This is a genomic window from Mesorhizobium sp. ESP6-5 (assembly GCF_020164695.1).
GTDB classification, from domain to species: Bacteria; Pseudomonadota; Alphaproteobacteria; order Rhizobiales; family Rhizobiaceae; genus Mesorhizobium; species Mesorhizobium australicum.
In genome coordinates, this window is the sequence record NZ_JAIUGR010000008.1 from 189,372 (window position 1) to 214,660 (window position 25,289).

21 protein-coding genes are annotated in these 25,289 nt (G+C 62.3%); 7 read left to right on the forward strand and 14 right to left on the reverse strand.

Going from position 1 to position 25,289, the window contains the following annotated elements; genetic code table 11:
* Positions 1-314 precede the first annotated feature (314 nt).
* From LB524_RS15435 to LB524_RS15445, 3 genes are all read right to left on the reverse strand, one after another.
* Complete coding sequence (locus LB524_RS15435; protein WP_015317654.1) at positions 315-731, reverse strand: GNAT family N-acetyltransferase; 417 nt, start codon at positions 729-731, stop codon at positions 315-317.
* A gap of 56 nt (positions 732-787) precedes the next feature.
* On the reverse strand, positions 788-2,464 hold the full coding sequence (locus LB524_RS15440) for an NAD+ synthase (RefSeq protein ID WP_015317653.1): 1,677 nt from the start codon (positions 2,462-2,464) through the stop codon (positions 788-790).
* 63 nt (positions 2,465-2,527) lie between these two features.
* A complete protein-coding gene (locus LB524_RS15445) occupies positions 2,528-3,244 on the reverse strand; it encodes a DNA-3-methyladenine glycosylase I (RefSeq protein WP_140664293.1) in 717 nt (238 codons plus the stop codon).
* 190 nt (positions 3,245-3,434) lie between these two features.
* Between LB524_RS15445 and LB524_RS15450 the strand changes: the two genes are divergently transcribed.
* Together LB524_RS15450 and LB524_RS15455 are read left to right on the forward strand one after the other, a co-directional pair.
* Complete coding sequence (locus tag LB524_RS15450) at positions 3,435-3,995, forward strand: DUF1003 domain-containing protein (RefSeq protein ID WP_015317651.1); 561 nt, start codon at positions 3,435-3,437, stop codon at positions 3,993-3,995.
* Positions 3,992-4,579, forward strand: a complete 588-nt coding sequence (locus LB524_RS15455; RefSeq protein WP_224527867.1) for a DedA family protein — start codon at positions 3,992-3,994, stop codon at positions 4,577-4,579. The genes LB524_RS15450 and LB524_RS15455 overlap by 4 nt, the downstream gene beginning before the upstream one ends.
* 3 nt (positions 4,580-4,582) lie before the next feature.
* Here LB524_RS15455 and LB524_RS15460 read toward each other — a convergent pair whose 3' ends face one another.
* The 3 genes from LB524_RS15460 to LB524_RS15470 all read right to left on the reverse strand — a co-directional run bounded on the left by LB524_RS15460 (position 4,583) and on the right by LB524_RS15470 (position 6,065).
* Positions 4,583-5,170: a hemerythrin domain-containing protein gene (locus LB524_RS15460; RefSeq protein ID WP_224527871.1), complete on the reverse strand. Its 588-nt coding sequence runs from the start codon at positions 5,168-5,170 to the stop codon at positions 4,583-4,585.
* A gap of 40 nt (positions 5,171-5,210) precedes the next feature.
* Positions 5,211-5,570 (reverse strand): diacylglycerol kinase, encoded by a 360-nt coding sequence (locus LB524_RS15465; RefSeq protein ID WP_015317648.1) that lies wholly within the window; start codon positions 5,568-5,570, stop codon positions 5,211-5,213.
* Positions 5,571-5,648: 78 nt separating this feature from the next.
* A complete protein-coding gene (locus LB524_RS15470; protein WP_015317647.1) occupies positions 5,649-6,065 on the reverse strand; it encodes a GFA family protein in 417 nt (138 codons plus the stop codon).
* Between the two features lie 397 nt (positions 6,066-6,462).
* Between LB524_RS15470 and LB524_RS15475 the strand changes: the two genes are divergently transcribed.
* Positions 6,463-7,533 carry a GGDEF domain-containing protein gene (locus LB524_RS15475; protein WP_015317646.1) on the forward strand — a complete coding sequence of 357 codons (1,071 nt, stop codon included), beginning with the start codon at positions 6,463-6,465 and terminating at the stop codon, positions 7,531-7,533.
* 66 nt (positions 7,534-7,599) lie between these two features.
* Here the strand turns inward: LB524_RS15475 and LB524_RS15480 are convergent, their stop codons facing one another.
* The 4 genes from LB524_RS15480 to LB524_RS15495 form a co-directional block, all read right to left on the reverse strand.
* The gene (locus LB524_RS15480) at positions 7,600-8,076 is read right to left on the reverse strand and encodes a hypothetical protein (RefSeq protein ID WP_140616230.1); all 477 of its coding nucleotides are present in this window, start codon (positions 8,074-8,076) and stop codon (positions 7,600-7,602) included.
* 50 nt (positions 8,077-8,126) lie between these two features.
* On the reverse strand, positions 8,127-9,500 hold the full coding sequence (locus LB524_RS15485) for a class II 3-deoxy-7-phosphoheptulonate synthase (RefSeq protein WP_140616228.1): 1,374 nt from the start codon (positions 9,498-9,500) through the stop codon (positions 8,127-8,129).
* Positions 9,501-9,658: 158 nt separating this feature from the next.
* Positions 9,659-13,156: a transcription-repair coupling factor gene (gene mfd / locus LB524_RS15490; RefSeq protein WP_224527873.1), complete on the reverse strand. Its 3,498-nt coding sequence runs from the start codon at positions 13,154-13,156 to the stop codon at positions 9,659-9,661.
* A 71-nt stretch (positions 13,157-13,227) separates the two neighbouring features.
* A complete protein-coding gene (locus tag LB524_RS15495; RefSeq protein ID WP_224527891.1) occupies positions 13,228-13,515 on the reverse strand; it encodes a succinate dehydrogenase assembly factor 2 in 288 nt (95 codons plus the stop codon).
* A gap of 92 nt (positions 13,516-13,607) precedes the next feature.
* Between LB524_RS15495 and recG the strand changes: the two genes are divergently transcribed.
* A complete protein-coding gene (gene recG, locus LB524_RS15500; RefSeq protein ID WP_224527894.1) occupies positions 13,608-15,716 on the forward strand; it encodes an ATP-dependent DNA helicase RecG in 2,109 nt (702 codons plus the stop codon).
* On the opposite strand, the gene LB524_RS15505 is transcribed toward recG, so the two are convergent.
* The 3 genes from LB524_RS15505 to glmU all read right to left on the reverse strand — a co-directional run bounded on the left by LB524_RS15505 (position 15,668) and on the right by glmU (position 19,915).
* Positions 15,668-16,420 carry a DUF502 domain-containing protein gene (locus tag LB524_RS15505; RefSeq protein ID WP_224527896.1) on the reverse strand — a complete coding sequence of 251 codons (753 nt, stop codon included), beginning with the start codon at positions 16,418-16,420 and terminating at the stop codon, positions 15,668-15,670. The two genes, recG and LB524_RS15505, sit on opposite strands and share 49 nt — an antisense overlap.
* Positions 16,421-16,512: 92 nt before the next feature.
* Positions 16,513-18,336, reverse strand: coding sequence for a glutamine--fructose-6-phosphate transaminase (isomerizing) (gene glmS / locus LB524_RS15510; RefSeq protein WP_140664309.1), 1,824 nt, complete (start codon positions 18,334-18,336; stop codon positions 16,513-16,515).
* Between the two features lie 202 nt (positions 18,337-18,538).
* Positions 18,539-19,915 carry a bifunctional UDP-N-acetylglucosamine diphosphorylase/glucosamine-1-phosphate N-acetyltransferase GlmU gene (gene glmU / locus LB524_RS15515; RefSeq protein ID WP_224527899.1) on the reverse strand — a complete coding sequence of 459 codons (1,377 nt, stop codon included), beginning with the start codon at positions 19,913-19,915 and terminating at the stop codon, positions 18,539-18,541.
* A 176-nt stretch (positions 19,916-20,091) separates the two neighbouring features.
* On the opposite strand from glmU, the gene LB524_RS15520 reads away from it, so the two are divergent.
* Positions 20,092-20,967, forward strand: coding sequence for a trypsin-like peptidase domain-containing protein (locus LB524_RS15520; protein ID WP_224527902.1), 876 nt, complete (start codon positions 20,092-20,094; stop codon positions 20,965-20,967).
* 60 nt (positions 20,968-21,027) lie between these two features.
* Here LB524_RS15520 and LB524_RS15525 read toward each other — a convergent pair whose 3' ends face one another.
* Positions 21,028-21,774 (reverse strand): cytochrome c biogenesis CcdA family protein, encoded by a 747-nt coding sequence (locus LB524_RS15525; RefSeq protein WP_015317638.1) that lies wholly within the window; start codon positions 21,772-21,774, stop codon positions 21,028-21,030.
* A gap of 169 nt (positions 21,775-21,943) precedes the next feature.
* Here LB524_RS15525 and LB524_RS15530 point away from each other — a divergent pair, with 169 nt between their 5' ends.
* Both LB524_RS15530 and topA read left to right on the forward strand, forming a co-directional pair.
* The gene (locus LB524_RS15530) at positions 21,944-22,321 is read left to right on the forward strand and encodes a hypothetical protein (protein ID WP_140716784.1); all 378 of its coding nucleotides are present in this window, start codon (positions 21,944-21,946) and stop codon (positions 22,319-22,321) included.
* Between the two features lie 344 nt (positions 22,322-22,665).
* Positions 22,666-25,287, forward strand: coding sequence for a type I DNA topoisomerase (topA, locus tag LB524_RS15535; protein WP_224527904.1), 2,622 nt, complete (start codon positions 22,666-22,668; stop codon positions 25,285-25,287).
* The last annotated feature ends 2 nt before the right edge of the window (positions 25,288-25,289 follow it).

The following is a 25,289-nucleotide window of genomic DNA, read 5'->3' on the forward strand; positions in this document are numbered from 1 at the left end:
CGAATTGCCCATGAATGCGGAGGTTCGGCGTTGGTCGCCTGCCCATGGGCGGCGACCGGCAGCGGCAAATGCCTTTTCTACGCCCGGTATGGTTCCGATACTTCGGAACACCGGCGCAGACCTAGGCCTCGCGGCCTCGCATAACGATGTCAAATCCTAGCATTCGGTCCTCCCTGAAGGGAATCGCGGAAAGGCTCTTATAGGGGTGCTTCGATTGCGCGCCAAGGCAAGCCATGGCCAAAAGCATCTCTGGCCCAGCCGATGAGGCGATTTTGCAACAGTCGCTATCCCTGCCTATCGCCGTCGCACGTCGTTCACCCGGCATGCGGCGCACGATCGAGGCGCATGTATCGCCCATCCATCGATGCCTTGAAACCCAGCTTTTCATAGACCCCATGCGCGTCGCTGGTCGACAGGCTCCAATGCGAGACGGTGCTGAGTTCAGGATGGTCGATGAGTGCCCGCACCAGCCGCAAGCCGACGCCCTGCCCGCGATGCACGGGCCAGACGATGATATCCGCGAGATAGGCGAATACCGTGCGGTCGGTGATCGCCCTGCCGAAACCGACCTGTTTGCCAGCGATGTAGGCGGCGGCGCAGAACGAGTTGGCAAAGGCCCGGCGATGGAACTCGTCGCTGCGTCCAGCTCCCCAGTAGCTTTCCATCAACAGGTCGGAGGTCGCACGAAAGTCGATCCGTGAGAGGTCGAAGCTGATTTCACAGTCAGGCATGCTGGTATCCCTATCCCGCCATGCCGCGTATTTTCGCCCAGCAGACGAACTGCGCTTCAGCCACGATCCCTGAAACGATTGGTGATGGGATAGCGGCGGTCGCGGCCAAAATTCTTCCTGGTGATCTTCACACCCGGTGCCGCCTGCCTGCGCTTGTACTCGGCGATGTAGAGCAGATGTTCGATGCGCGCCACCGTCGCCCGGTCATGGCCGCGCGAGACGATGTCGTCGACGCCCATCTCGTTCTCGACCAGGCATTCGAGGATGTCGTCCAGCACCGGATAGGGCGGCAGCGAATCCTGGTCGGTCTGGTTCTCGCGCAATTCGGCCGATGGCGCCTTGTCGATGATGTTCTTCGGGATCACCTCGCCCGAAGGCCCGAGCGCACCCGGCGGCACATGGCTGTTGCGCCAGCGCGAGAGCGCGTAGACCTGCATCTTGTAAAGGTCCTTGATCGGATTGAAGCCGCCATTCATGTCGCCGTAGAGCGTGGCGTAGCCGACCGACATCTCGCTCTTGTTGCCCGTAGTGACGACCATCGAGCCGAATTTGTTGGAGATCGCCATCAGGATGGTGCCGCGCGCGCGGCTCTGCAAATTCTCCTCGGTGATGCCTTCCTTAGTGCCTTCGAACAATTGCGTCAGCGCATGCAAAAAGCCTTCGACGGGCTCGAAGATCGGCACGATGTCATAGCGGCAGCCGAGGGCGCGGGCGCAGTCCTCGGCGTCCTTGAGGGAATCCTTCGAAGTGTAGCGATAAGGCATCATGACGGCACGCAGCCGTTCCTCGCCCAGCGCATCGACGGCCAATGCGGCACAGATCGCGGAATCGATGCCGCCGGAAAGGCCAAGCACCACATTCTTGAAGCCGTTCTTGTTGACGTAATCGCGCAGGCCGAGCATGCAGGCGCGGTAGTCGGCCTCCTCCTTGTCCGGGATTTTCGACATCGGTCCTTCCGAACAGACCCAGCCATCATCGGTACGTTTCCAGGTGGTGACGTCGACCGCATCCTCGAACTGACTCATCTGGAAGGCGAGCGTCTTGTCCGCCCCGATGGCGAAGGAGGCGCCGTCGAAGATCAGCTCGTCCTGGCCGCCGAGCTGGTTGGCATAGATCATCGGCAGGCCGCATTCGATGACTTGCTTGATCACGACCTGGTGGCGAACGTCGATCTTGGCGCGATAATAGGGCGACCCGTTCGGCACCAGCAGGATTTCCGCGCCGCTTTCGGCCAGCGTCTCGCAGACCGCGACGTCGCCCCAGATGTCCTCGCAGATCGGTATGCCGATGCGCACGCCGCGGAAGTTGACCGGTCCCTGGATCTCGGGCCCGGCCTGGAAGACGCGCTTCTCGTCGAATTCGCCGTAATTGGGCAGGTCGAGCTTGTAGCGTTCGGCGATGATCTTGCCCCCATCGGCGAAGACGATGGAATTATGCGTGCCGCTCTTGCGCTTCAGCGGCGTGCCGATGATGACGCCGGGACCGCCATCGGCGGTGTCCGCGGCAAAATCCTGTGCTGCCCGCTCGCATGCCTTGAGGAAGGCCGGCTTGAGCACCAGATCCTCCGGCGGATAGCCGGCGAGGAAAAGCTCGGTATAGAGCACGAGATCGGCGCCCTGGCGGGCGGCATCCGCCCTCGCCTCGCGCGCCTTGGCGAGGTTGCCGGCGACGTCGCCGACAGTCGGGTTGAGCTGGGCGATGGCGATACGCAGTATGTCGAGCTTCTTGGTCATGCTGCTGACTTAGCGCGGCGGAATTCACCTCGCAATGGCGTTCGTTTGGACCAATTCAGCCCGTCAATCGTCGCCCATATACTCGCGCAGCGATTGCGGAGAGTGGTTTTCGCCGATCGACATGGCCAGGATGCGCGAGAGATGCCGGCGCGGCAGCCCTGTCTCGTCGGCCCATCGGTTGATCTGGACCTGGATCTTGTCGAGGTCCTTCTTCGATGTCGGGTTGTCCGCGATGTCGAGGCCCGCGTCGCGAAGGGCTGCCGCCATATCGGCCGAAATGACGAAAGCATCCCAGCCCAGCCAGCGCAAAAAATACTGGCCGGTGTTGCCGCCGAGCCGGCTGCCATGCTTGCCGAGATAGGCCATCAGCCCGACCTGGTCATCGGCGGGCCATTCGGCGAGAAAATTGCCGAAGCCGCCATGTTCCCGGGACACGCGCTCGACGAAGGCGGCGTTGTCGCGAACGGACCTGATCTTCTGCGGATTGCGCACGATGCGCTGGTCCGAGGCCAGATCGTGCCAGAAATCGTCGGGCTGGAACAAAAGCCGCTTCGGCTCGAAGCGCAGGAACGCTTCCTCGAAACCGGGCCATTTCTGCTCGATGACGCGCCAGACGAAACCGGCGGCAAAGACGCGCTCGGCCATGGTCGAAAGGATGCGGGCGTCGGCAATGTCGGCGACGGCGGCATTGTCGGGTATCGGACCCAACAGCGAGGTCAGTTCCGCCTCACCGCCCTTGCGATTTGCCGCGCGAGCGCGAATTTTCTTGAAGTCGGCCATCGGTCCCCTCGGTTCGCCTCAATCTAGCACTTCCCGCCCGGGCCGGCAGCCTCTACCTCTAATGCATGTCGCCCAAAAGTGACCTCGGTTTTGGGAAGACGACATGCATAAAAGCAAAAACCTAAAGCGCGTCGCCTCAATCCGCTTCGACGCGACGCGCTTTAGCGCAGCAAAGCGCTTGGAGACGGCCATGAACAAGACCATCGACGACCTGGCGAACCGTTGGCTGAAGCGGAAGCCGGATGGGCTGAGCCAGTTGGAAAACCGGGTGCTGCAAAGCACCATCGAGCGTACCACCATCACCAGGGACACCAACAAGGCCGTCGCTTTCCACCAGACTTTTGGCGACCGCCTTGCCGATACGATCGCCCGCATCGGCGGCTCCTGGTCGTTCATCCTGACCTTCATCGCCTTCCTGATCGTGTGGACATCAGCCAATGTCTGGCTGTTGTCGCGCGATGCATTCGACCCCTACCCCTTCATCTTCCTCAACCTCGTCCTGTCGATGGTCGCCGCATTGCAGGCGCCGGTGATCATGATGGCGCAGAACCGCCAGACCGAACGCGACCGCATCGATGCCGCCCATGATTACGAGGTCAATCTGAAGGCCGAGATCGAGATCATGGCGCTGCATGAGAAGCTGGACGAACTGCGCCACAGCCAGATCATCGGCATGCGCGACGAAATCGTGCGGCTGGCCGAACTGGTCAAGCGGATCGACGAAAGACTGTCACAGCAGTCGGCCTCATGACCGAAGCGATCCACCATTTCATCGAGCAATACGGGTTGCTGGCGGTTTTTCTCGGCTGCGTGGCCGAAGGCGAAAGTGCCGCGATCCTGGGAGGCTTCTTCGCCCACCAGCATGTTTTCGTGCTGTGGCATGCCTTTGTCGCGGCAGCGCTGGGCGCCTTCGCTGGCGACACCTTTTTCTTCATCCTCGGCAGGAGTTTCGCCGATAATCGCCATGTCGTCAGGCTGCGCCGGCGGTCCGGCTTTCGCCGCGCCTACCGTCTGCTCAACACTCATCCCAACATCTTCGTGCTGTCGAACCGCTATGTCTACGGCATGCGCCTGGTCGGCGGCATCGCGGCCGGCCTTTCGACCATAGCGGCACCGCGCTTCGTCATCCTCAACGCCATTTCCTCGGTCATCTGGGCGGTCCTGTTCAGCACGATCGGCTATGTCTTCGGATTGGGAGCCGAGCAGTTGATCGGCCAGGCGGTGATCCAGCACGAGCGGCTGTTCGTCGGGCTCGGCATCGGCCTTGCCGTGGCCGTGCTTGCCTGGCTTGTCGCCCGCAATGTCGCCAAGCGGGAGCGCGACAAGGAGTTTTGACCGTCAGTCGATGCCGAGCGCCTGGTCCCCCCGATCGAGGATGAGCGGGATGATCAGGTCCTCCTCATCGGCCAGATGCCGGGTCAGCATCGCGATCAGACGGTTGTTTTCGTCGGCATAGGCATCGGCGGCGAAGCGCTGCTTGTCCTCACTCTCCTGAAGTGTGCGGATGAAGACGTTCGCCGCCTCGGCGTTGCGCTCCAATCCTTCATGGATGGTGTGGTGGTCGGCATCGAGAATCTCGAACCCGCGCTTCAGACGGGGCTCCGCCTTGGTGAAGGCCGGGAAATACTGGTAGTCCTCGACATTGTGGTGGCCGTCGAGATGCCCGAGAAAATGGTTGAGGCGCGGCGCGAACCAGCGCGCGAAATCGGGGGCCGTCAGTCTGCCTTCGCGATAGTTGCCAATGCCGCCGGTGAGCATGCCGCCGAGTTCGCGGAACATGTCGTGCCGCTGCAGCCACATATTGGCCATGCCGTGAATGTTGGCGTGAGCCTGCCAGTTTTCGCGGGGATATTTGTCGGCCAGCCAGCGCAGGTCGTCCGGCAGGCCCAGGCGTTCGAGAAGCGATGAATTCGTGACCTCTGCCATGACGGTCTCCTTTGGTGACCGTCATATAGGCATCAAAGCTTCAGATCGGCACCCCCGTTATGCGCTCGATGAGAGCGATGCCCCAGACGCCACCGGCAATCACCACAGAAATCAGCACCGCCAGCGAGCCGCAATCCTTGGCGAGCTGGATATCGATATGGAATTCACGAGAAATTGCGTCGCACGCCGCCTCGATGCCCGTGTTCAGCACTTCGACCATGATCAAGAGGAGCACCGCGCCGATCAGCAGCGCGTAACCGCGCCAAGACACCGAAACGAACCAGCCAGCGGGCAAGGCCAGCACCAGCAGCATCAGTTCCTGCTGGAAAGCCTTCTCGCTAACCGCAAGCTTGCGAAATGCCCGCACCGAATTGATAAAAGCATCGATCAGCCGCTGCATGCCAAGGCCCCTCTCGGAATCACCGGCCCGGGATAAAGCAATGCCCCGATCAATGGAATAAGGCGGATCGTCCAAATTTCATTCGGCGACCGGTATGGCCGGTGTCGACTTTTCAAACTGCGGCAGCCCATCGTCGATCGAATAATAGTCGCCCTTGTCGCCGACGAAGATATGACATTCGCCCTCGAGCGCTGTCGGCTTGTCGAACGATCCCGCCATGACCGAGATATGGTCTTGGTCCATTGCCTTCCAGAACAGCAGCGACCCGCATGTCTTGCAAAAGCCGCGCCTGGCGAAGCCGGACGCTTCATACCAGGTGATGCTTTCCGTGCCTTCGATCACGATGTCGGTATCGGCAACATTGGTCGCGGCATAGAAATGCCCGCTCTGTTTGCGGCATTGCGAACAATGGCAGTAGACGACGCCACGCAGTGCCCCACTTGTCCGGAAGCGGACCGCTCCGCACAGGCATGATCCCTGGTGACTCTCCCGCACTGGGTTTCTCCCCTAAACTGTAGTCTGACGAAGGCACCAGCATTCCAGCTTTGCGGCCGTCATGCGTAAGCAATTGCGACATCTGTTGTTGTGGAAAATCCGAAGTTCAGCTTCGCTCAGCCAGATCGGTACGCGAATTTGCATGCAACGCCGCCAATCAGCGCTGCCTGGAGGTTGATAGTTTGGTTGGACGCATGCAGCCTGATGTAGCGAAAAGGCGTGAGTTCTGCCGATTAAGGAAACTTTAGCGCTACTGCATCTATGGTGGTCTCCATCGAAGGTCGCGTGTGGGGACGCGCCTTTTCGTGTGTCGGCTTCGAATGGGTGGCGTCCCCGCGTCAGCGATGATGGATATGCGCCAAGTTCAGGCGCGTTCCCAAGGGAAGAGCGAACAACCATGCAGCCGGCGGCCACCCAGACCGAACGAAACACTGAGATCGCAAGCACAGTCGTGGCCACCATGCGCCAGCTTGGCGTGCTCGGCCTGCCGCGCAACTACGAGATCTTCTATGAGGCCCTGAGCGGCACCAACCGCGAGCTCGGTCTTGCCGTCTTGTCGCTGAGCAGCCGGCCGACGCAGGATGAGCTGGATCAGATCGGGCGCGCTTTCTTTGCCCATAATCATGGCCCGGGCATCATCGAGCATGCCCGGGACGTCATCGCCAAGGAGCTTGAGGAGGTCGCGTCGCTCCTGCGCAGCGAGCGCAGCCATATCGAAAAATACGGCAGGATCCTCGACGAGACATCCAGTGGCCTGAGCAACCGCAGCCTTCTCTCCCAGGATCTTCTGCAAAAGATCGCCAACGCAATGACGATCGCAACCAATTCGACGATCGACCACGGCCGGCAGGTCGCCTCGACGCTCAGCGACAAGACGGCGGAGCTTGAGAGCGTCAAGTCGAAGCTCGAGGAATACAAGCGGCTGGCCGATACGGATCCGTTGACCCAGATCTGGAATCGTCGCGCTTTCGACAAGGAAATCACCAGGATCTACAACAGCAACAAGGGTATTCTGTTCAATGCCCTTGTCCTTGTCGACATCGACCGGTTCAAGGACATTAATGACCGCTATGGCCATCCTGTCGGCGACAAGATCATCCAGATCATCGCCGAGATTTTGCAGACCAGCATCCGCGGCGACATGTTCGTCGCCCGAACCGGCGGCGAGGAGTTCGCGCTGATCATCGAGGGCGCCAGCGAGGACGCAACCTACGAGATCGCGGAACGCATTCGCGCCCTGATCGAGCAGACGCCGTTCACCAGCAGCCAGACCGGCATGAATTACGGCACCGTGACGGTATCGATGGGCATCTGCATGGCATCAGAGGCCGAAGGCCCGGAAGACCTCTACACCAAGGCGGATCGGGCGCTCTACCGCTCCAAGGTCAGCGGGCGCAACCGCGTCACCAGGCATTCAGCCATGGCAGGGCGCGCCGGCAAAAGCTGGCTGCTCTACAAGAAAGACTGACAACAGACGGGATGGGGTTTCAGGCGCGCTTTCCTGACAGCCTGACCTCTCGGCGGGCTCGCGTCATCAGCGATACTGGCCCTCTTCGAAGCGCGGCGGCCCAATGTCTTTTTCGGATATTTGGTCCGATTTGAAGATCAGCTCCGCGCCTTGTGCGGTGTGCAGCAATTTTTGCAGGTCGGGCGCGACCAGCGGCGCGTCTTCGTCGAGAAACAAGGATCCCGTGTCGACCAGATAGGTGGCCAGCCCCGCGGGTCCCACGCCATGAACCAGCAATTCGCCGCCGCCATTGTCGCCATAGGGCATCGCCCCGGGGATTGCCGCCGACACGCCATAGGCCTGGTCCATCACCACGACTTGCTCGGGACCCCAGAGGCGCAATTCGCCGTGGCGGTTCCACAGCAGGACCAAGTTGGTCATTTCCTTGACCATCTCAAAATAGCCGGCGGGAATGTCCGGATAGATCTGGCACAGCCGCTTTATATCGTCCGGCCGGGCCGGCAGGCCATAGGAATAGACCTGAAAGACGGTCGCTAGGTCCATGGCGCCCCCGGCTGCGCGGCTGCTCTTCAATTTGGCAAGGCCGTGGCGGATCAGCCGTTGACCGCTTGCTTGTGCTGCACCGGATGGCTCTTCTTCAAGAGGTCCGAGACCAGAAAGGCCAGTTCAATCGCCTGGTCGGCATTGAGGCGCGGATCGCAATGGGTGTGATAGCGGTCCTGCAACTCCTCGGCGGTGATGGCACGGGCGCCACCGGTGCATTCGGTGACGTTCTTGCCGGTCATCTCAACATGGATGCCGCCCGGATGCGTGCCTTCGGCGCGGTGCACCTCGAAGAAGGTCTGCACCTCCTTCAGGATGCGGTCGAAGGGCCGTGTCTTGTAGCCGGCCGCCTCGATCGTGTTGCCATGCATCGGATCCGACGACCAGACCACGCTGCGGCCCTCCTTCTGCACAGCGCGCACCAGCTTCGGCAAATGGTCGGCAACCTTGTCCGAACCGAAGCGGGCGATCAGCGTCAGCCGCCCCGGCTCGTTCTCGGGGTTCAGCAGGTCGATCAGTTCCAGGAGGCCGTCCGGCGTCAGCGACGGACCGCATTTCAGGCCGAGCGGGTTCTTGATGCCGCGGCAATATTCGACATGGGCGTGGTCGGGTTGACGCGTGCGGTCGCCGATCCAGATCATGTGACCCGACGTGGCGTACCAGTCGCCCGAGGTCGAATCGACACGCGTCAGCGCCTCCTCATAGCCGAGCAGCAGGGCCTCGTGGCTGGTGTAGAAGTCGGTTTCGCGCAGCGCGAAATTGGTTTCGGACGTAATGCCGACCGCGCGCATGAAATCCATCGTCTCGGTGATGCGATTGGCAAGCGACTCGTATTTCTCGCCCTGCGGGCTGTCGGAGACGAAGCCGAGCATCCAGCGATGCACATTCTCCAGGCTGGCATAACCGCCCTGCGCGAAGGCACGCAGGAGGTTGAGCGTGGCCGCCGACTGGCGGTAGGCCATTTCCTGGCGGGCGGGATCGGGAATGCGCGACTTCTGGTCGAACTCGATGCCGTTGATGATGTCGCCGCGATAGCTCGGCAGCGTCACTTCGCCCTTGGTCTCGTTGTCGGACGAGCGCGGCTTGGCGAACTGGCCGGCGACACGGCCAACCTTCACCACCGGCTGCGCACCGGCGAAGGTCAGCACCACGGACATCTGCAGGAAGACGCGGAAGAAGTCGCGGATGTTGTCGGCGCCATGCTCGGCAAAACTCTCCGCGCAATCACCACCCTGGAGCAGGAAGGCTTCGCCGGCGGCAACCGCTGCCAACTGCTTCTTCAGCTTGCGCGCTTCGCCGGCAAAGACCAGCGGCGGGAAGGTGGCGAGTTGGGCTTCGGTGTTCTTCAGCGCGGCAAGATCCGGATAGGCGGGAACTTGCTTGATCGGCTTTGCTCTCCACGAATTCGGCGACCATTTCGTCATCGCTGCACCCAACGCTCTTTCCGGCGGACACCCTCGCCCGCCATTTCCCGCCCCAAACTGGGGTGGCGGCTCCATACACGAAGCCGATTTCCTATTCTAGACCGGAATTTCGGTGCTGGCGAATGGCTGACGCGCCCAGGACGGCCCGAAAGGCGAGATCAGGCTGCCTTCTCCACCAGTCGCGCCAGCTGCGTCATGACCACGGCCGAGCCCGCCAGACGCTTCTCCGCCGTCGGCCAGTCGCGGATGAAGACCACGCTATGGTCGGCCCTGATCTTGGCCAGCGAACCCTGCTCGCCAATATACTTGACCAGCCCGACCGGGTTCGAGAACTCGCGCTTGCGGAAATGGATGACGATACCCTTCGGCCCGGCATCGAGCTTCTCGACATTGGCCTTGCGGCACAGCGCCTTGATGAAGACGATCTTGAGGAGATGTTTCACTTCCTCCGGCAACGGGCCGAAACGGTCGATCAGTTCGGCGCCGAAGGCGTCGATCTCCTCGGTGTTTTCGAGATCGCCAAGGCGGCGGTAAAGCGCCAGCCTGAGCTGCAGGTCCGGCACGTAGCCTTCCGGGATCATCACTGCCGTGCCGACGGCGATCTGCGGCGACCAGCCGCCATCCTGCACCTCGCCGGAATCCTTCACCTCGGCGACCGCTTCCTCCAGCATCTGCTGGTAGAGCTCGAAACCGACCTCCTTGATGTGCCCGGACTGTTCCTCCCCCAGCAGGTTGCCGGCGCCCCTGATATCCAGGTCATGGCTGGCGAGCTGGAAGCCGGCGCCGAGCGTGTCGAGCGACTGCAGTACCTTCAGACGGCGCTCGGCGGTGTCGGTGAGCTTGCGGTTGGCCGGCAGTGTGAACAGCGCATAGGCGCGCACCTTCGAGCGCCCGACGCGGCCGCGCAACTGGTAGAGCTGCGACAGGCCGAACATGTCGGCGCGATGGATGATCAGCGTGTTTGCGGTCGGAATATCGAGCCCGGATTCGACGATGGTGGTCGACAAAAGCACATCGTACTGGCCGTCGTAGAAGGCGTTCATGATGTCGTCGAGTTCGCCCGGTGGCATCTGGCCATGCGCCACCGCTACCTTCAGCTCAGGAACTGATTCCTTCAGGAAATCATGGATTTCCGCCAGATCGCTGATACGCGGAACGACATAGAAGGAATGGCCGCCTCGGTAGCGCTCGCGCAACAACGTCTCGCGAATGACCAGCGGGTCGAAGGGCGAGATGAAGGTGCGCACCGCCATGCGGTCGACCGGTGGCGTGGCGATCAGCGACAGTTCGCGCACGCCCGTCAGCGCCAGTTGCAGCGTGCGCGGGATCGGCGTCGCCGACAGGGTCAGAACATGGACGTCGGTCTTCAGGTCCTTCAGCCGTTCCTTATGCTTGACGCCAAAATGCTGCTCCTCGTCGATGATCAGCAGGCCGAGATTCTTGAACGAAATCGCGGAGCCCAGCAGCGCATGGGTGCCGATAACGATATCGACCTGCCCTTCGGCAATGCCCTTCTTGGTCTCGGCTAATTCCTTTGAGCCCACCAGCCGCGACGCCTGTGCGACACGGATCGGCAGTCCGGAAAAGCGCTGCGAGAATGTCTTGAAATGCTGGCGCGACAACAGTGTCGTCGGCACCACCACCGCGACCTGAAACCCTTCCATCGCCGCGATAAAGGCGGCGCGCAGCGCCACTTCGGTCTTGCCGAAGCCGACATCGCCGCAGATCAGCCGGTCCATCGGCCTGCCCGCGCCGAGATCGTCACGTACCGAGTCGATGGCCGTCTGCTGGTCGTCGGTTTCCTCGTAAGGGAACCGGGCGGCGAACTCGTCATAGAGGCCTTCGGCCGGCACCAGGGCCGGTGCGGCCCGCATCTGCCGCTCGGCGGCGATGCGGATCAGTTGTCCGGCCATGTCAAGCAGGCGCCGCTTCAGCTTCGCCTTGCGCGACTGCCAGGCGCCGCCGCCCAGCTTGTCCAGCGTCGCTTCGGCCGTGTCGGAGCCATAGCGCGACAGCAGCTCGATGTTTTCCACCGGCAGGAACAGCCGGTCGTCGCCGGCATAGTGGATTTCCAGGCAGTCATGCGGCGCGCCAACCGCCTCAATGGTGCGCAGGCCGATGAAACGGCCAATTCCATGGTCGGCATGGACGACAATATCGCCGGCCGACAAGGCCGAGGCTTCGGCAATGAAGTCGGACGCGCGCTTCTTGCGCTTCGAGCGGCGGATCAGCCGGTCGCCCAAAATGTCCTGTTCCGCGACGACGACCAGCTTTTCGGTCTCAAAACCGGATTCCAGCGGCAAAACCGCCAATGCGGCCTGTCCCGGCTCGAGCTGTTCGGCCTCCGCCAGCGTCTCGACCTGCTTGAGATTGCCGAGATGGTGCTCGGCCAGGATCTGGCCAAGGCGGTCGAGCGAGCCCTCGGTCCAGCCGGCGATAACGACCCGGCGGCGCGCCGCGCGCTCGTCGGCTATGTGCCGGACGACCACATCGAAGACATTGACGTTCGGATCGGCTCGCTCCTCGACGAAGCTGCGGCCATGGCGCGAGCCGGCGTGGAAGACTTTCTTGCTCCCCAGGTCCGGCGCGTCGAACACGGTAAAGTCGATGTCTTCGCGCTCGCCAAGCGAAGCCTTCAGATTCTCCGGCGAGAGATAGAGCAGATCCGGCGCCACCGGCTTGTAGGGGACCGCATCCTTGAGCGCCGCGTCAGCCTGCTTTTTGCGCGCCTCGTAGTGATCGAGGATCAGCGTATGGCGCTCGGCCAGCGCCTCATGTGCCAGATGGTCGAAAACCACGGGTGCGTCGGGGAGGTAGTCGAACACCGTCTCCAGCCGCTCGTAGAAGAACGGCAGCCAATGCTCCATGCCCGCGAAACGCCGGCCTTCGCTGACCGCCGCATAGAGGCCGTCGTCACGCTGGGGCGCACCGAAAGCCTGGATATAGGAACGGCGGAAGCGGCTGATGGTTTCGGGCGTCAGCGCCACCTCGCTCATCGCCTGAAGCGCCATCGACTTGCGCTGGCCGGTGGTGCGCTGCGTCGCGGCATCGAAGACGCGGATCGATTCCAGCGTGTCGCCGAAGAAATCAAGCCTTAGCGCCTCGCTCCAGCCGGGTGCAAAGAGGTCGAGAATGCCGCCGCGCACCGCGAATTCGCCGATGCCGCGCACGGTCGGCACCCGCTCGAATCCCGACGTCTCCAGCCGGGCGATCAGCGCATTCATGTCGATCTGGTTGCCGGGCCTGGCGTGGAAAGTTTGGGCCTCGACAAGCTCCGCGGGCGGAACGCGCTGCAGCAGCGCATTTGCGGTGGTGAGAATGACGGCACGGTGCGGCTTCTTCGCCAGTGCGATCATGGCGGTCAGCGCATCGAGGCGCTTGGCGGCGGCATCCGAACCAGGCGAGACACGGTCGTATGGCAGGCAGTCCCAGGCAGGCAGTTCCAGCACAGGCAGGCCCGGCGCGACGAAGGACAGCGCCTCGATGATCGAAGGCAGGCGCTGGCCGTCGCGGGCCACGAACAGCACCGGCTTGTCGGGCGCGATCTCGAGCGCCGTCTGCACCAGTGCGAAAGCCTCGTAGCCGTCGGCGACACCGTCGACGATGAACTGGCCGGCGCGGCCCTTCGGCAAGCCAATGGTGGGAATGAGAGCCATCAAATCACGGTCTTGTTTGTCGCAATTCCCATGGGAAAACCGCTGCGCACTTTTCCTGGAATTGCTTGTGTTCAGAAAGTCATGGTCCGGCGGGACGCCAGGATTTTTTGCAGGACGGCACAGTCGATCTCCGCCGGCACCGGGCGTTCGCCCGTAACCAGCGGCAGGAATTCCGTGTCGGCAATATCGAGGAGCCTCTCATATTGGTCGATTTCCTCGGCGGTCAAGGTGCCGATCTCGGCATCGGCGAAGGTGCCGAGGATGAGATCCATCTCGCGCATGCCGCGATGCCAGGAACGGAACAACAGCTTGCGGCGATGGGCGTCCAGCCCCTCGCTTGATCGTTTCGTTCCGGTCATTGTGCCGCATCCTCACTTCAAGCGGCGCATATAGCGTGGATAGTGGGCGCTGTCAGCCTTGCGCTGCGGCCGTCGCGACATAAGCTGACATCATGCGTCCTTCCATCCTCGATCCCCTGTTTGTCCCGATCACCTCGCTTGCCGGCGTCGGGCCGAAGGTTGGCGCGCTGATCGAGAAGGTCGTTGCCGCCGATCTCGGCGACCGCGCCGCACGCGCCGGCGACCTCCTGTTCGTGCTGCCGCACACCGTCATCGACCGCCGAAACCGGCCGGGCATCGCACTCGCGGCCGAAGGCGCCATCGTCACGCTTGAGCTGCGCATAGACCGTCACCAGCCGCCACCGCGCGGCAACAGGTCGGTGCCCTACCGGGTCTACGCCCATGACGACACGGGCGAAATCGGCCTGACCTTCTTCCATGCCCATGCCGCCTATCTCGAAAAGGCAATGCCTGTGGGCGAGCATGTCGTGGTGTCAGGCCGGATGGAATGGTTCAACGGCCGCCCGACCATGGTCCACCCCGACCATATCGCGCTCGCCAGCGAAGCGGAAAACCTGCCGCTGGTCGAACCGGTCTATCCGCTGACCGCCGGCCTCTCGGGCAAGGTGCTGCGCCGGGCGATCGGCCAGGCGCTCGGCCGCCTGCCGGAGCTGCCGGAATGGCAGGATGATGCCTTCATGCGCCGCCAGAGCTTTGCGTCCTTCGGCGACGCGCTGACCCGCATCCATTATCCCGCTGATCCGATCGATGTCGCGGTCGAAGGGGCTGCATGGCGCCGCCTCGCCTATGATGAATTGCTCGCCGGCCAGGTCTCGCTGGCCCTGGTGCGGGCAAAGGTGCGGCGCCTGTCAGGCCGCCCTCTCGTCGGCGATGGGCGCATCGTCGAGAAGCTGCGTACAGCCCTTCCCTATTCGCTTACGCCCTCGCAGGAATTCGCGCTTGCCGAAATCAACGCTGATCTCGCCGATCCGGAGCGCATGCTGCGGCTGCTGCAAGGTGACGTCGGCTCGGGCAAGACGGTGGTGGCGCTGCTTGCCATGGCACGCGCTGTCGAGGCCGGCGGCCAGGCGGCGCTGATGGCGCCGACCGAAATCCTCGCGCGCCAGCATCTGGCGACGATCACCCCGCTTGCCGCCAAGGTCGGCTTGCGCATCGCCATCCTGACCGGCCGTGAAAAGGGTCGCGAGCGAGCCGAAACGCTGGCGGGTCTTGCCAGCGGCGAGATCGACATCGTCGTCGGCACCCATGCGCTGTTTCAGGAAACGGTCAGCTTCCACGACCTGGTCCTGGCCGTCATCGATGAGCAGCATCGCTTCGGCGTCCACCAGCGGCTTGCCATCACCGCCAAGGGCGACGCGCCCGACATGCTGGTCATGACCGCGACCCCCATCCCGCGCACGCTGGTACTGACCGCCTTCGGCGACATGGACGTGTCGAAGCTGACGGAAAAACCCGCCGGCCGCCAGCCGATCCGCACCGTCACGCTGCCGCTGGAGCGGCTCGACGAGCTGGTCGGCCGCATGCTCGATGCCGTCGCGGATGGCCAGAAGATCTACTGGATTTGCCCGCTGGTCGAGGAATCCGAAGAAATAAAACTGATGTCGGCCGAGGATCGCTTTGCCTCGCTGAAGCCGCTGTTCGGCGATCGCATCGGCCTTGTCCACGGCCGCATGAAGGGTGTCGAGAAGGACGAGGCGATGCGCGCCTTCAAGCAAGGCGAGACGCGCATCCTGATCGCCACCACGGTGATCGAGGTCGGCGTCGACGTTCCTGACGCCACGATCATGGTCATCGAGCATGCCGAACGCTTCGGCCTCGCTCAGTTGCACCAGCTGCGCGGCCGGGTCGGACGCGGCGACAAGCCCTCGTCCTGCGTGCTGCTGTACAAGGATCCGCTTGGCGAGACCGCAAAACGCCGGCTGTCGGTGATGCGCGAGACCGAGGACGGTTTCCTGATCGCCGAGGAGGACCTGAAATTGCGTGGCGAAGGCGAATTGCTGGGCACCCGCCAGTCCGGCACGCCGGGTTTCCAGGTGGCGCGCATCGAGGTGCATGCCGACCTACTGGAGGCCGCCCGTGACGACGCCAGGCTGATCCTGTCGCGCGACCCAGAACTGCAATCGGACCGCGGCGAGGCGCTGCGGCTCCTGCTCTACTTGTTCGGCCGCGACGAGGCCGTGCGGCTCCTGCGCGCCGGGTGAGGCCCTATAGGCGGATTGGCCAGGGTTCCGTTGATCGGCTCGCCGTTCAGCGTCACCAGTTTCGTCTTCACCTCGGGAGCCACCAACCCGGCTGATACGATCAGCTTGGCGCCGTCCTCGATCGTCATGTCGAGCGGCACGATGTCCGACTTCAGCACATACATCAGGAAACCGGTCGTCGGGTTCGGCGTGCACGGCATGAACACGGCAATCAGCGGATCACCTTCCTGGTCGAGCTTCTGGTTGATCTCGGTTTCCTTTTCGCTGGCGACGAACACCAGCGACCACACGCCCTTGCGTGGATATTCGACCAGCCCAACCTGGCGGAACATGTCGCCCTTGTTCGACAGCACGGTCTCAAAAATCTGCTTCAGCGAGCCGTATATGCCGCGCACCAGCGGCATGCGGCCAAGCAAGCGCTCGCCAAAGCCGACTATGGCGCGGCCGACAATGTTGGCGGTCAGAAAACCGATCAGCGTGATCAGGATGAGCGCAACGATGAGCCCGAACCCTGGAACCGGAAACGGCAGATAGGTGTCGGGGCTGTAGCGCGCCGGAATATACGGTTTCACCCAGGAATCGACCCAGCCGATGAACGACCAGGCGATATAGGCGGTGATCGCCAGCGGCGCGCAGACGATGAAGCCCGTGAGGAAATAGTTCCTCAGCCGTGTCATGCCGGAAGTCTTGGGAGCGTCTGACATGGTTCACCGGAGGCGCTATTGCGACGCGACATTAGTGAACCGGAAGACGCTTTGGAACTGCGAAGTTTTTAAAGGCGCCTGTTTACAAGCGCCTATTCCACCGTCACCGACTTCGCCAGATTGCGCGGCTGGTCGACGTCGGTGCCCATGAACACGGCGGCGAAGTAGGCGAGCATCTGGATCGGCAGCGCATAGATGATCGGCGAGATGATTTCCGGCACATCCGGAAGCACGATGGTCTCCATCGTCTTCAGACTCACCTGTGCCGCGCCCTTGGCGTCGGTGATCAGGATGATCTTGCCGCCACGCGCCGCCACTTCCTGCATGTTGGACACGGTCTTTTCGAAGATGCGGTCGTGCGGCGCGATCACGATCACCGGCATGTTCTCGTCGATCAGCGCGATCGGCCCATGCTTCAGCTCTCCGGCGGCATAGCCTTCGGCGTGGATGTAGGAAATCTCCTTCAGCTTCAGCGCGCCTTCCATGGCGAGCGGGAAATTGGTGTCCCGTCCGAGATAGAGCACGTCCTTGTAACGCGACAGTTCCCGCGCGATCCGTTCAATCTGCTCTTCGAGCTTCAGCACCTGGTTGGCATAGCGCGGCGCTTCCGAAAGCGCTCGCACCAGCGTTTTCTCTTGCTCCTTCGAGATCGCTCCGCGCGCCACGCCGGCGCGCACGGCAAGCGACGCGAGCACGGACAGCTGGCAGGTGAAAGCCTTGGTCGAAGCGACGCCAATCTCTGGCCCGGCCAGCGTCGGCAGCACGACGTCGGATTCGCGCGCCATGGTCGATTCCCGCACGTTGACGACGGCGCCGATCTTCATCCCGGCCTTGCGGCAATAGCGCAACGAGGCCAGTGTATCGGCGGTCTCGCCCGATTGCGAGATGAAGAAGGCGGCGTCGTTGGCCGACAACGGCATCTCGCGGTAACGGAATTCCGACGCGACATCGATATCGACCGGGAGCCGCGCATAGCGCTCGAACCAGTATTTGCCGATCAGGCCGGCGAGATAGGCGGTGCCACAGGCGGAGATCGCCAGCCGGCCGATCTTGGCGAAGTCGAATGGCAGATCGAGCGGCTTGGAGACGCCGGAGACAAAATCCACATAATGAGCCAGTGTGTGCGAGATCACCTCGGGCTGCTCATGGATCTCCTTTTCCATGAAATGGCGGCGGTTGCCTTTGTCGACCATGAAGCTGGTCGAGAGCGACTGCTGGCGCTTGCGGTCGACCTTTTTGCCGTCGATGTCGAAGATGGCGACACCGTCGCGGCGCACCACCGCCCAGTCGCCGTCCTCGAGATAGGTGATCGAATTGGTGAACGGAGCGAGCGCGATGGCGTCGGACCCCAAAAACATCTCGCCGTCGCCATGGCCAACGGCCAAAGGCGGGCCATTGCGCGCGCCGACGATCAGGTCCTCGTCACCCTTGAACATGATGGCTAGCGCAAAGGCGCCTTCCAGCCGCTTCAGCGCCTGGTGCGCGGCCTCGACCGGCTTCAGCCCCCTGGCGAGTTCTCGCGCCACCAGATGTGCCACGACCTCGGTGTCGGTCTGCGACGAGAAGGAATAGCCGTCGCGGATCAGCTCCTCGCGCAGTTCGGCGAAATTCTCGATGATGCCGTTGTGGACGATGGCGACGCCGTCTGAAAAATGCGGGTGCGCATTGGTCTCGTTGGGCACGCCGTGGGTTGCCCAGCGCGTATGGCCGATACCGATCCTGCCGTCGAGCGGCTCATCCTTGAGCCGGCGTTCGAGGTTGACCAGCTTGCCCTCGGCACGGCGGCGGCCGAGCTCGCCCTTCTCAATGGTGGCGACGCCGGCGGAGTCATAGCCGCGATATTCGAGCCGCTTCAGTGCGTCGACGATGAGCGGCGCAACCTGCGAGTGGCCGACGATTCCAACGATACCGCACATGCAGACAGTCCCCGATTGCCCACGGAAAACCAGCGATATTTAGGCGTGGCCGGCCTGCCGCGAAAGTCACATTGCATTTCGTCCGCTGTAACGGACGCTTCAGCAGGCATGCACCATGACAGCCCGCTCTTGCAATCCGGTTACGGCAATCGTTCGGTTTTTTCGATTGCTTCGGCGAGAAAGCAGACCGTCGACCCAATCGCTAATGGTCGGCGCCAGCCGCTTTCTTCTTCGCGGCCGCCGCGGAAGCAAAGCGTTCGCGCAATTCCTTGCCCTTGCCGGGGATCGTCTTCTGGCGGGCGCGGCCGAAGGCCAGCGCATCGTCGGGTACGCTTTCGGTGATGACGCTGCCCGAGGCGATATAGCCGCCATTGCCGATGGTGACCGGGGCCACGAGCGAGGAATTGGAGCCGATGAAGGCGCCCGCGCCGATGTCCGTGAAGAACTTTGAGTAGCCGTCGTAGTTGCAGGTGATGGTGCCCGCCCCGATATTGGCGCCCGCGCCGACACGCGCGTCGCCAATATAGGTCAAATGGTTGACCTTGGCGCCGTCCTCGATAACGGCTTGCTTGACCTCGCAGAAATTGCCGACCTTGGCCTTGTTCCTGAGATCGGCGCCTGGCCGCAGCCGGGCGAACGGCCCGACATCGCAATTGGAAGCGATGGTGGCGCCCTCGATGTGGCTGAAGGCGTGAATTTTGGCGCCGCTGGCGATCCTCACGCCCGGACCAAACCAGACGTTGGGTTCGACGATGGTGTCGGCGCCGATTTCAGTGTCGTGCGAGAAAAACACGGTTTCCGGGGCGATCAGAGTCACGCCCGACAGCATCGCGTCATGGCGCCGGCGCTGTTGCCAGATGGCTTCGGCTTGCGCCAGTTCGGCGCGATTGTTGATGCCGAGCGCGCTTTCGAAGCTGGCTTCGGTGGCAACGACATCGAGATTTTGTGCACTGGCGATCTCGACGATATCGGTCAGATAATACTCGCCCTTGGCATTCTCGTTGCCGACCGCGTCGAGCAGTTTCAGCGCGTGCGCGCCGGCCACCGCCATCATGCCGGCATTGCAGAAGCCGATTTTCTTCTCCTCTTCGGAGCAGTCTTTTTCCTCGCGGATAGCTGTGAGCTTGCCATCCTTTTCGATCAACCGGCCATAGCCGGTCGGATTGGGTGGGCGGAATCCGATCACCACGACGGCAGCACCTTCCGCCAATCTCCGCCGCGCCAGCGTGAGCGCATCCGCATCGATCAGTGGCGTGTCGCCAAACATCACGAGGACGTCGTCATAACCCTTTGATATTGCTTCGCGAGCAGCGATAACGGCATGCGCCGTACCCAAGCGCTTTTCCTGCTCGAAGGTTTCCGCCTTCGGTGCAAACTTCGCCGCCGCCTTGCGCATCTCGTCGGCGCCATGGCCGATCACCAGCGCCAGCCCGCTCGCACCCGCGGCCTCGGCCGCCTTGACCACATGGGCCACCATCGGCAACCCGGCGATCTGGTGCAGCACTTTCGGCAGCGCGCTCTTCATGCGCGTGCCTTCGCCGGCAGCGAGGATGACGGACAGGCAGGATCTCTGGCTCATGGACGGGCAACCGTATGAAAGGGTTGGGAATCAATACAGGATAGCAGTGGCGCCATGCTGCACCAATGCGGTTAAATTTCCGGTGGGATGGGAGCTCCCCTGGCTTCATTGAACGCTGGACTAAATTCAACTCTATCGCCAGTATAACAGTTAGATTGAATTGAACAGGACGCCGTATGCAAGTCAAAACCATCGCCGAGCAGCTCTTCTTCACCACAGTGCGGATCGACACCCTTACGGCGACGGGCATGCAGGGTTCTGGGACCGGCTTCTTTTTTTCTCATGTATTTGGAGACAAAGATGCGTTGTTCGTGGTCACGAATAAGCATGTTGTTTTGGGGATGCGTGAGGGCCGCTTCTCGTTTTTGAAGCAGAAGGACGGGATGCCCACCCTTGGCGGTGGATTCAACCTCCACCTTGATCCAAAGAATTGGGTTGATATGTGGTTTGGCCATCCTGACGAGAATGTAGATATTGCCATTTGCCCTCTCGTTCCCCTCATTGAGTTCGTGAAGCAACAGCACAATACGGAATTGTTTTTTCGGTCCGTGGACTCCAGCCTAATTCCCAATGCACAGCAGATCGCCGAATTGGATGCCCTAGAATCGGTGACATTCGTGGGATATCCTAATGGGGTTTGGGATAGCAAAAACCTCTTGCCTGTAATGCGGCGCGGTACCACCGCCAGTCCGATCGAAGTGGACTTTGAAGGTACACCCCGTTTTCTGATAGACGCATCAGTCTTTGGGGGCTCAAGCGGCAGTCCGGTATTTATCCTCAATCACGGCTCTTGGGCTAACAAGAATGGCGGCATGACAATCGGCTCACGCTTCCTATTCGTAGGAGTCGTTGCGGCGGTCTTTTTCCGCACTCAACTGAACCAGATTATCCCCGTGCCAATACCTACTCAGGTTCAACCGATGGCTCAGCAGCAAGAGATGATCGATCTTGGGATTGTGTTCAAGGCGCGTACTGTCGTTGAAACCATCGAAGCGTTTTTGGTGAAGCATAATTTGGATCTGACTTCGGCACAGCTCGCTCAAGACCAATAACGCGGACCATAAGTTAAGGTGTCGAACGCGGGACCAAACTGGGCAAGAGAGCACGCACCGCTATCCCAGCCGCCCCAGCACCGGGAAATTCTCAAGCAGCCAGTACGACACCGTCTGCACGCCGCCGGTGAGGAAAAACACGCCGGCGACCACCAGCAACGCGCCGATCGCCTTTTCGACGCGGCCGAGATGGACGCGGAATTTGCCCAGGAAGCGCATGAAGGCGCCGGAGAACAGCGCCGCAATCAGGAACGGGATGCCGAGGCCGAGCGAATAGGCGGCGAGCAGAAGGGCCCCCTCGCCGACCGTCTCGCGGCCACCGGCCAGCGTCAGGATCGGCCCCAGTACCGGGCCGATGCAGGGCGTCCAGCCGAAGGCGAAGGCAAGGCCCATGACATACGCGGCGACGGCGCTGGCTGGCTTGCCCTGCGACTGGAAGCGCGCCTCGCGTGACAGGAGCGGGATACGCAGGATGCCCAAAAAATTCAGGCCCATCAGGATGATCAGCACGCCGGCGCCCATCGCCAGCGGCTCCTGCCAGACGCGCAGCAGCCGGCCGATGGTCGACGCGCCGGCGCCCAGCGCGACGAACACGGTGGAAAAACCGAGCACGAAGGCGATCGAGGAATAGAGCAGCGCGCCGCGCGCGCCCTCGCGTGCCGTCGCACCTGCATTGCCGCGGAAATCGTCGACGGAGACGCCGGCCATGTAGCAGAGATAAGGCGGCACCAGCGGCAGCACGCATGGCGAAAGGAACGAGATGGCCCCCGCCCCGACCGCGCTGACATAGCCGATATCCAATGCCATTCCAAAACTCCAACCTTTGGCGTCCGATATAGCGGCACGCCGGTTCGTCCGCCAATCACCATCGTGTGGCAAGTCATCGCGGGCGGGGAAGAAAGCATCCGCGCAGGGCGTTGACACGACGAGGCCGCGATTTCCCGCGCGCCTTCGAATATCAGCCACGGAGATTTCCATGAAAACGATAACCGCGGCGCTGGCCGCGCTCCTGCTCAGCACCGCCGCATCCTTTGCCGCCGAAGCGTGGAAGGAAGCCGAGGTCAATGGCACCAAGATCTACACCGACGCCAATGGCATGACGCTCTACACCTATGACAAGGACGAGAAGGGCAAGACCAACTGCTACGACAAGTGCGCCACCAACTGGCCGCCGCTGAAGGCCGAGGCGGGCGCCAAGGCGGACGATGAATGGAGCGTCGTCGACCGTACCGACGGCACCAAGATGTGGGCCTATGACGGCAAGCCGGTTTACACCTTCATCAAGGACAAGAAGGCCGGCGACGTGACCGGTGATGGCGTCGCCGGCGTCTGGCACGTTGTCAAGGCGGACTGATTTCCCCATCGGGAGTTCCGCCAAACGGGACTTCTCACCGGCCGCCGGGCATCCCTCCAAGTCCGGCGGCCGGGCCGTCACGGACTCGACTTGACCCATTCCAGGCCGATTGGACCAGCAACAAATTGAACCTCTCCCAATCTTCCGAGGCTTGCGCCCACTCATTCTAAAATATGTGATGTTCTCCATACACTCTTAGAGTGTATTGCTGTCGGCGGCCCCGCAATTTGGGCGCTTGCCCTTGACCGGATGCAAAAGCGCGGCCATGTGAGCGACGAACAGAACCGAGATTTCGTCGCGCGCAGCGGAATTCTTCTGCCGCATCACAGCTGATATGAGACCTCATGGACGTCGTCGTCGTCGAATCGCCGGCCAAGGCAAAAACAATCAACAAATATCTGGGCAGGAACTACAAGGTTCTGGCCTCGTTCGGCCATGTCCGCGATTTGCCGGCCAAGGATGGCTCGGTGCGCCCGGATGAGGATTTTGCCATGTCCTGGGCGGTCGACACCGCCTCCGGCAAGCGGCTCGCCGACATCGCCAAGGCAGTCAAGGACGCCGACGGCCTGATCCTCGCCACCGACCCGGATCGTGAAGGTGAAGCCATCTCCTGGCACGTTCTGGAAGTGCTCAAGCAGAAGCGCGCGCTGAAGGACAAGCCGGTCAGCCGCGTCGTCTTCAACGCCATCACCAAATCGTCGGTGCTGGAGGCGATGGCCAATCCGCGCCAGATCGATGCGCCGCTGGTCGACGCTTATCTGGCCCGCCGCGCGCTCGACTATCTCGTCGGCTTCACCCTGTCGCCTGTCCTGTGGCGCAAATTGCCGGGCGCCCGCTCCGCCGGCCGTGTCCAGTCGGTGGCGCTGCGCCTGGTCTGCGACCGCGAATCCGAGATCGAGCGCTTCATCCGCGAGGAATACTGGCAGATATCAGCTCTCCTCGGCACGCCGCGCAACGAGACCTTCGAAGCCCGCCTCACCGCCTTCGAGCGCAAGAAGCTGCAAAAGCTCGACATTGCCAACAAGGCACAAGCCGACGACATCAAGGCGATGCTCGAAGGCGCCACCTTCAAGGCGCTGTCCGTCGAAGCCAAGCCGACCAAGCGCAACCCCGGTCCGCCCTTCACCACCTCGACATTGCAGCAGGCCGCCTCATCGGGCCTCGGCTTCTCGGCCACGCGCACCATGCAGGTGGCCCAGCGGCTCTATGAGGGCATGGAGATCGGCGGCGAAACCACCGGCCTGATCACCTATATGCGAACCGACGGCGTGCAGATGGCCCCCGAGGCGATCGACGCCGCGCGCGATGCCATCGCCAAGGAATTCGGCCCGAAATACCTGCCGGAGAAGCCGCGCCAATACACCGCCAAGGCCAAGAACGCGCAGGAAGCGCACGAGGCCATCCGGCCGACGGATTTCATGCGCACCCCGGCGTCGGTCAGGCAATATCTCGATTCCGACCAGATGCGGCTTTATGAACTGATCTGGAAGCGCGCCATCGCAAGCCAGATGCAGTCGGCCGAGATCGAGCGCACCACTGTCGAGATCGAGGCGCTGAATGGCGCCCGCACCGCTGAACTTCGCGCTGTCGGTTCGGTCGTTCGCTTCGACGGCTTCATCGCCGCCTACACCGATCAGAAGGAGGACGACGCCGAAGACGAGGAAAACCGCCGTCTGCCGGAGATCCGCTCCGGCGAGCAGCTTGCCCGCCGCGCGATCAATGCCACCCAGCACACGACCGAGCCGCCGCCGCGCTACTCCGAGGCGTCGCTGATCAAGAAGCTGGAAGAACTCGGCATCGGCCGCCCCTCGACCTACACCGCGATCCTGAAGACGCTCGAGGACCGAGACTACGTCACCATCGACAAGCGCCGGCTGGTGCCGCAGGCCAAGGGACGCCTGCTGTCGGCCTTCCTGGAAAGCTTCTTCGAGCGCTATGTCGAGTACGACTTCACGGCATCGCTGGAAGAAAAGCTCGACGAGATCTCCGACGGCAAGCTCGCCTGGAAGGACGTGCTGCGCGATTTCTGGAAGGATTTTTCGGGCGCCGTCGCCGACATCAAGGAGCTGCGCGTCACCGATGTGCTCGATGCGCTGAACGAGGAACTGGCGCCGCTGGTATTTCCCGCCCGCGAGGACGGTTCCAACCCGCGCATCTGCCCGAAATGCGGCACCGGTAATCTGTCGCTGAAGCTCGGCAAGTTCGGCGCTTTCGTCGGCTGCTCGAATTATCCCGAATGCTCCTTCACCCGCCAGCTCGGCGACGCCGCCAATCCCAATGGCGAGAATGGCGGCGGCGAGGACGGTACCAAGGTGCTGGGCAAGGATCCTTATACGGCCGAGGAAATCACGCTGCGCTCCGGCCGCTTCGGCCCGTATATCCAGCGCGGCGACGGCAAGGAGGCAAAGCGTTCGAGCCTGCCCAAGGGCTGGACGCCTGATTCCATCGACCATGAGAAGGCGCTGGCCTTGCTGGGGCTGCCGCGCGACGTGGGCAAACATCCCGAATCCGGCAAGATGATCTCGGCCGGCCTCGGCCGTTACGGGCCGTTCGTGCTGCACGATGGCACCTACGCCAATCTCGACAGCATCGAGGATGTGTTTTCCATTGGCCTCAACCGTGCCGTTACGGTGATTGCCGAGAAGCAGTCCAAGGGCAAGGGTGGCCGCAATGGTGGCACGCCTGCGGCTCTGAAGGAGCTTGGCGACCATCCGGATGGCGGCGGCAAGATCGTCGTGCGCGACGGCAAATACGGCCCCTACGTCAATTTCGGCAAGGTCAACGCCACGCTGCCCAAGGGCAAGGATCCGCAATCGGTGACGATCGAGGATGCGCTGGCGCTGATCGCCGAAAAGGAAGCCAAGGGCGGCGGTGGCAAGAAGCCGTTCCGCAAGGCGGCGGCAACCAAAGCCCCCGCCGCCAAGAAAACAGCGGCCAAGAAGCCGGCCGCGAAGAAAAAAGGGTAGAA

Coding starts and splice junctions, on each gene's coding strand:
- LB524_RS15435 (WP_015317654.1), bottom strand. CDS start 731: ATGCCTGACTGTGAAATCAGCTTCGACCTCTCACGGATCGACTTTCGT.
- LB524_RS15440 (WP_015317653.1), bottom strand. CDS start 2,464: ATGACCAAGAAGCTCGACATACTGCGTATCGCCATCGCCCAGCTCAAC.
- LB524_RS15445 (WP_140664293.1), bottom strand. CDS start 3,244: ATGGCCGACTTCAAGAAAATTCGCGCTCGCGCGGCAAATCGCAAGGGC.
- LB524_RS15450 (WP_015317651.1), top strand. CDS start 3,435: ATGAACAAGACCATCGACGACCTGGCGAACCGTTGGCTGAAGCGGAAG.
- LB524_RS15455 (WP_224527867.1), top strand. CDS start 3,992: ATGACCGAAGCGATCCACCATTTCATCGAGCAATACGGGTTGCTGGCG.
- LB524_RS15460 (WP_224527871.1), bottom strand. CDS start 5,170: ATGGCAGAGGTCACGAATTCATCGCTTCTCGAACGCCTGGGCCTGCCG.
- LB524_RS15465 (WP_015317648.1), bottom strand. CDS start 5,570: ATGCAGCGGCTGATCGATGCTTTTATCAATTCGGTGCGGGCATTTCGC.
- LB524_RS15475 (WP_015317646.1), top strand. CDS start 6,463: ATGCAGCCGGCGGCCACCCAGACCGAACGAAACACTGAGATCGCAAGC.
- LB524_RS15480 (WP_140616230.1), bottom strand. CDS start 8,076: ATGGACCTAGCGACCGTCTTTCAGGTCTATTCCTATGGCCTGCCGGCC.
- LB524_RS15485 (WP_140616228.1), bottom strand. CDS start 9,500: ATGACGAAATGGTCGCCGAATTCGTGGAGAGCAAAGCCGATCAAGCAA.
- mfd (WP_224527873.1), bottom strand. CDS start 13,156: ATGGCTCTCATTCCCACCATTGGCTTGCCGAAGGGCCGCGCCGGCCAG.
- LB524_RS15495 (WP_224527891.1), bottom strand. CDS start 13,515: ATGACCGGAACGAAACGATCAAGCGAGGGGCTGGACGCCCATCGCCGC.
- recG (WP_224527894.1), top strand. CDS start 13,608: ATGCGTCCTTCCATCCTCGATCCCCTGTTTGTCCCGATCACCTCGCTT.
- LB524_RS15505 (WP_224527896.1), bottom strand. CDS start 16,420: ATGTCAGACGCTCCCAAGACTTCCGGCATGACACGGCTGAGGAACTAT.
- glmS (WP_140664309.1), bottom strand. CDS start 18,336: ATGTGCGGTATCGTTGGAATCGTCGGCCACTCGCAGGTTGCGCCGCTC.
- glmU (WP_224527899.1), bottom strand. CDS start 19,915: ATGAGCCAGAGATCCTGCCTGTCCGTCATCCTCGCTGCCGGCGAAGGC.
- LB524_RS15520 (WP_224527902.1), top strand. CDS start 20,092: ATGCAAGTCAAAACCATCGCCGAGCAGCTCTTCTTCACCACAGTGCGG.
- LB524_RS15525 (WP_015317638.1), bottom strand. CDS start 21,774: ATGGCATTGGATATCGGCTATGTCAGCGCGGTCGGGGCGGGGGCCATC.
- LB524_RS15530 (WP_140716784.1), top strand. CDS start 21,944: ATGAAAACGATAACCGCGGCGCTGGCCGCGCTCCTGCTCAGCACCGCC.
- topA (WP_224527904.1), top strand. CDS start 22,666: ATGGACGTCGTCGTCGTCGAATCGCCGGCCAAGGCAAAAACAATCAAC.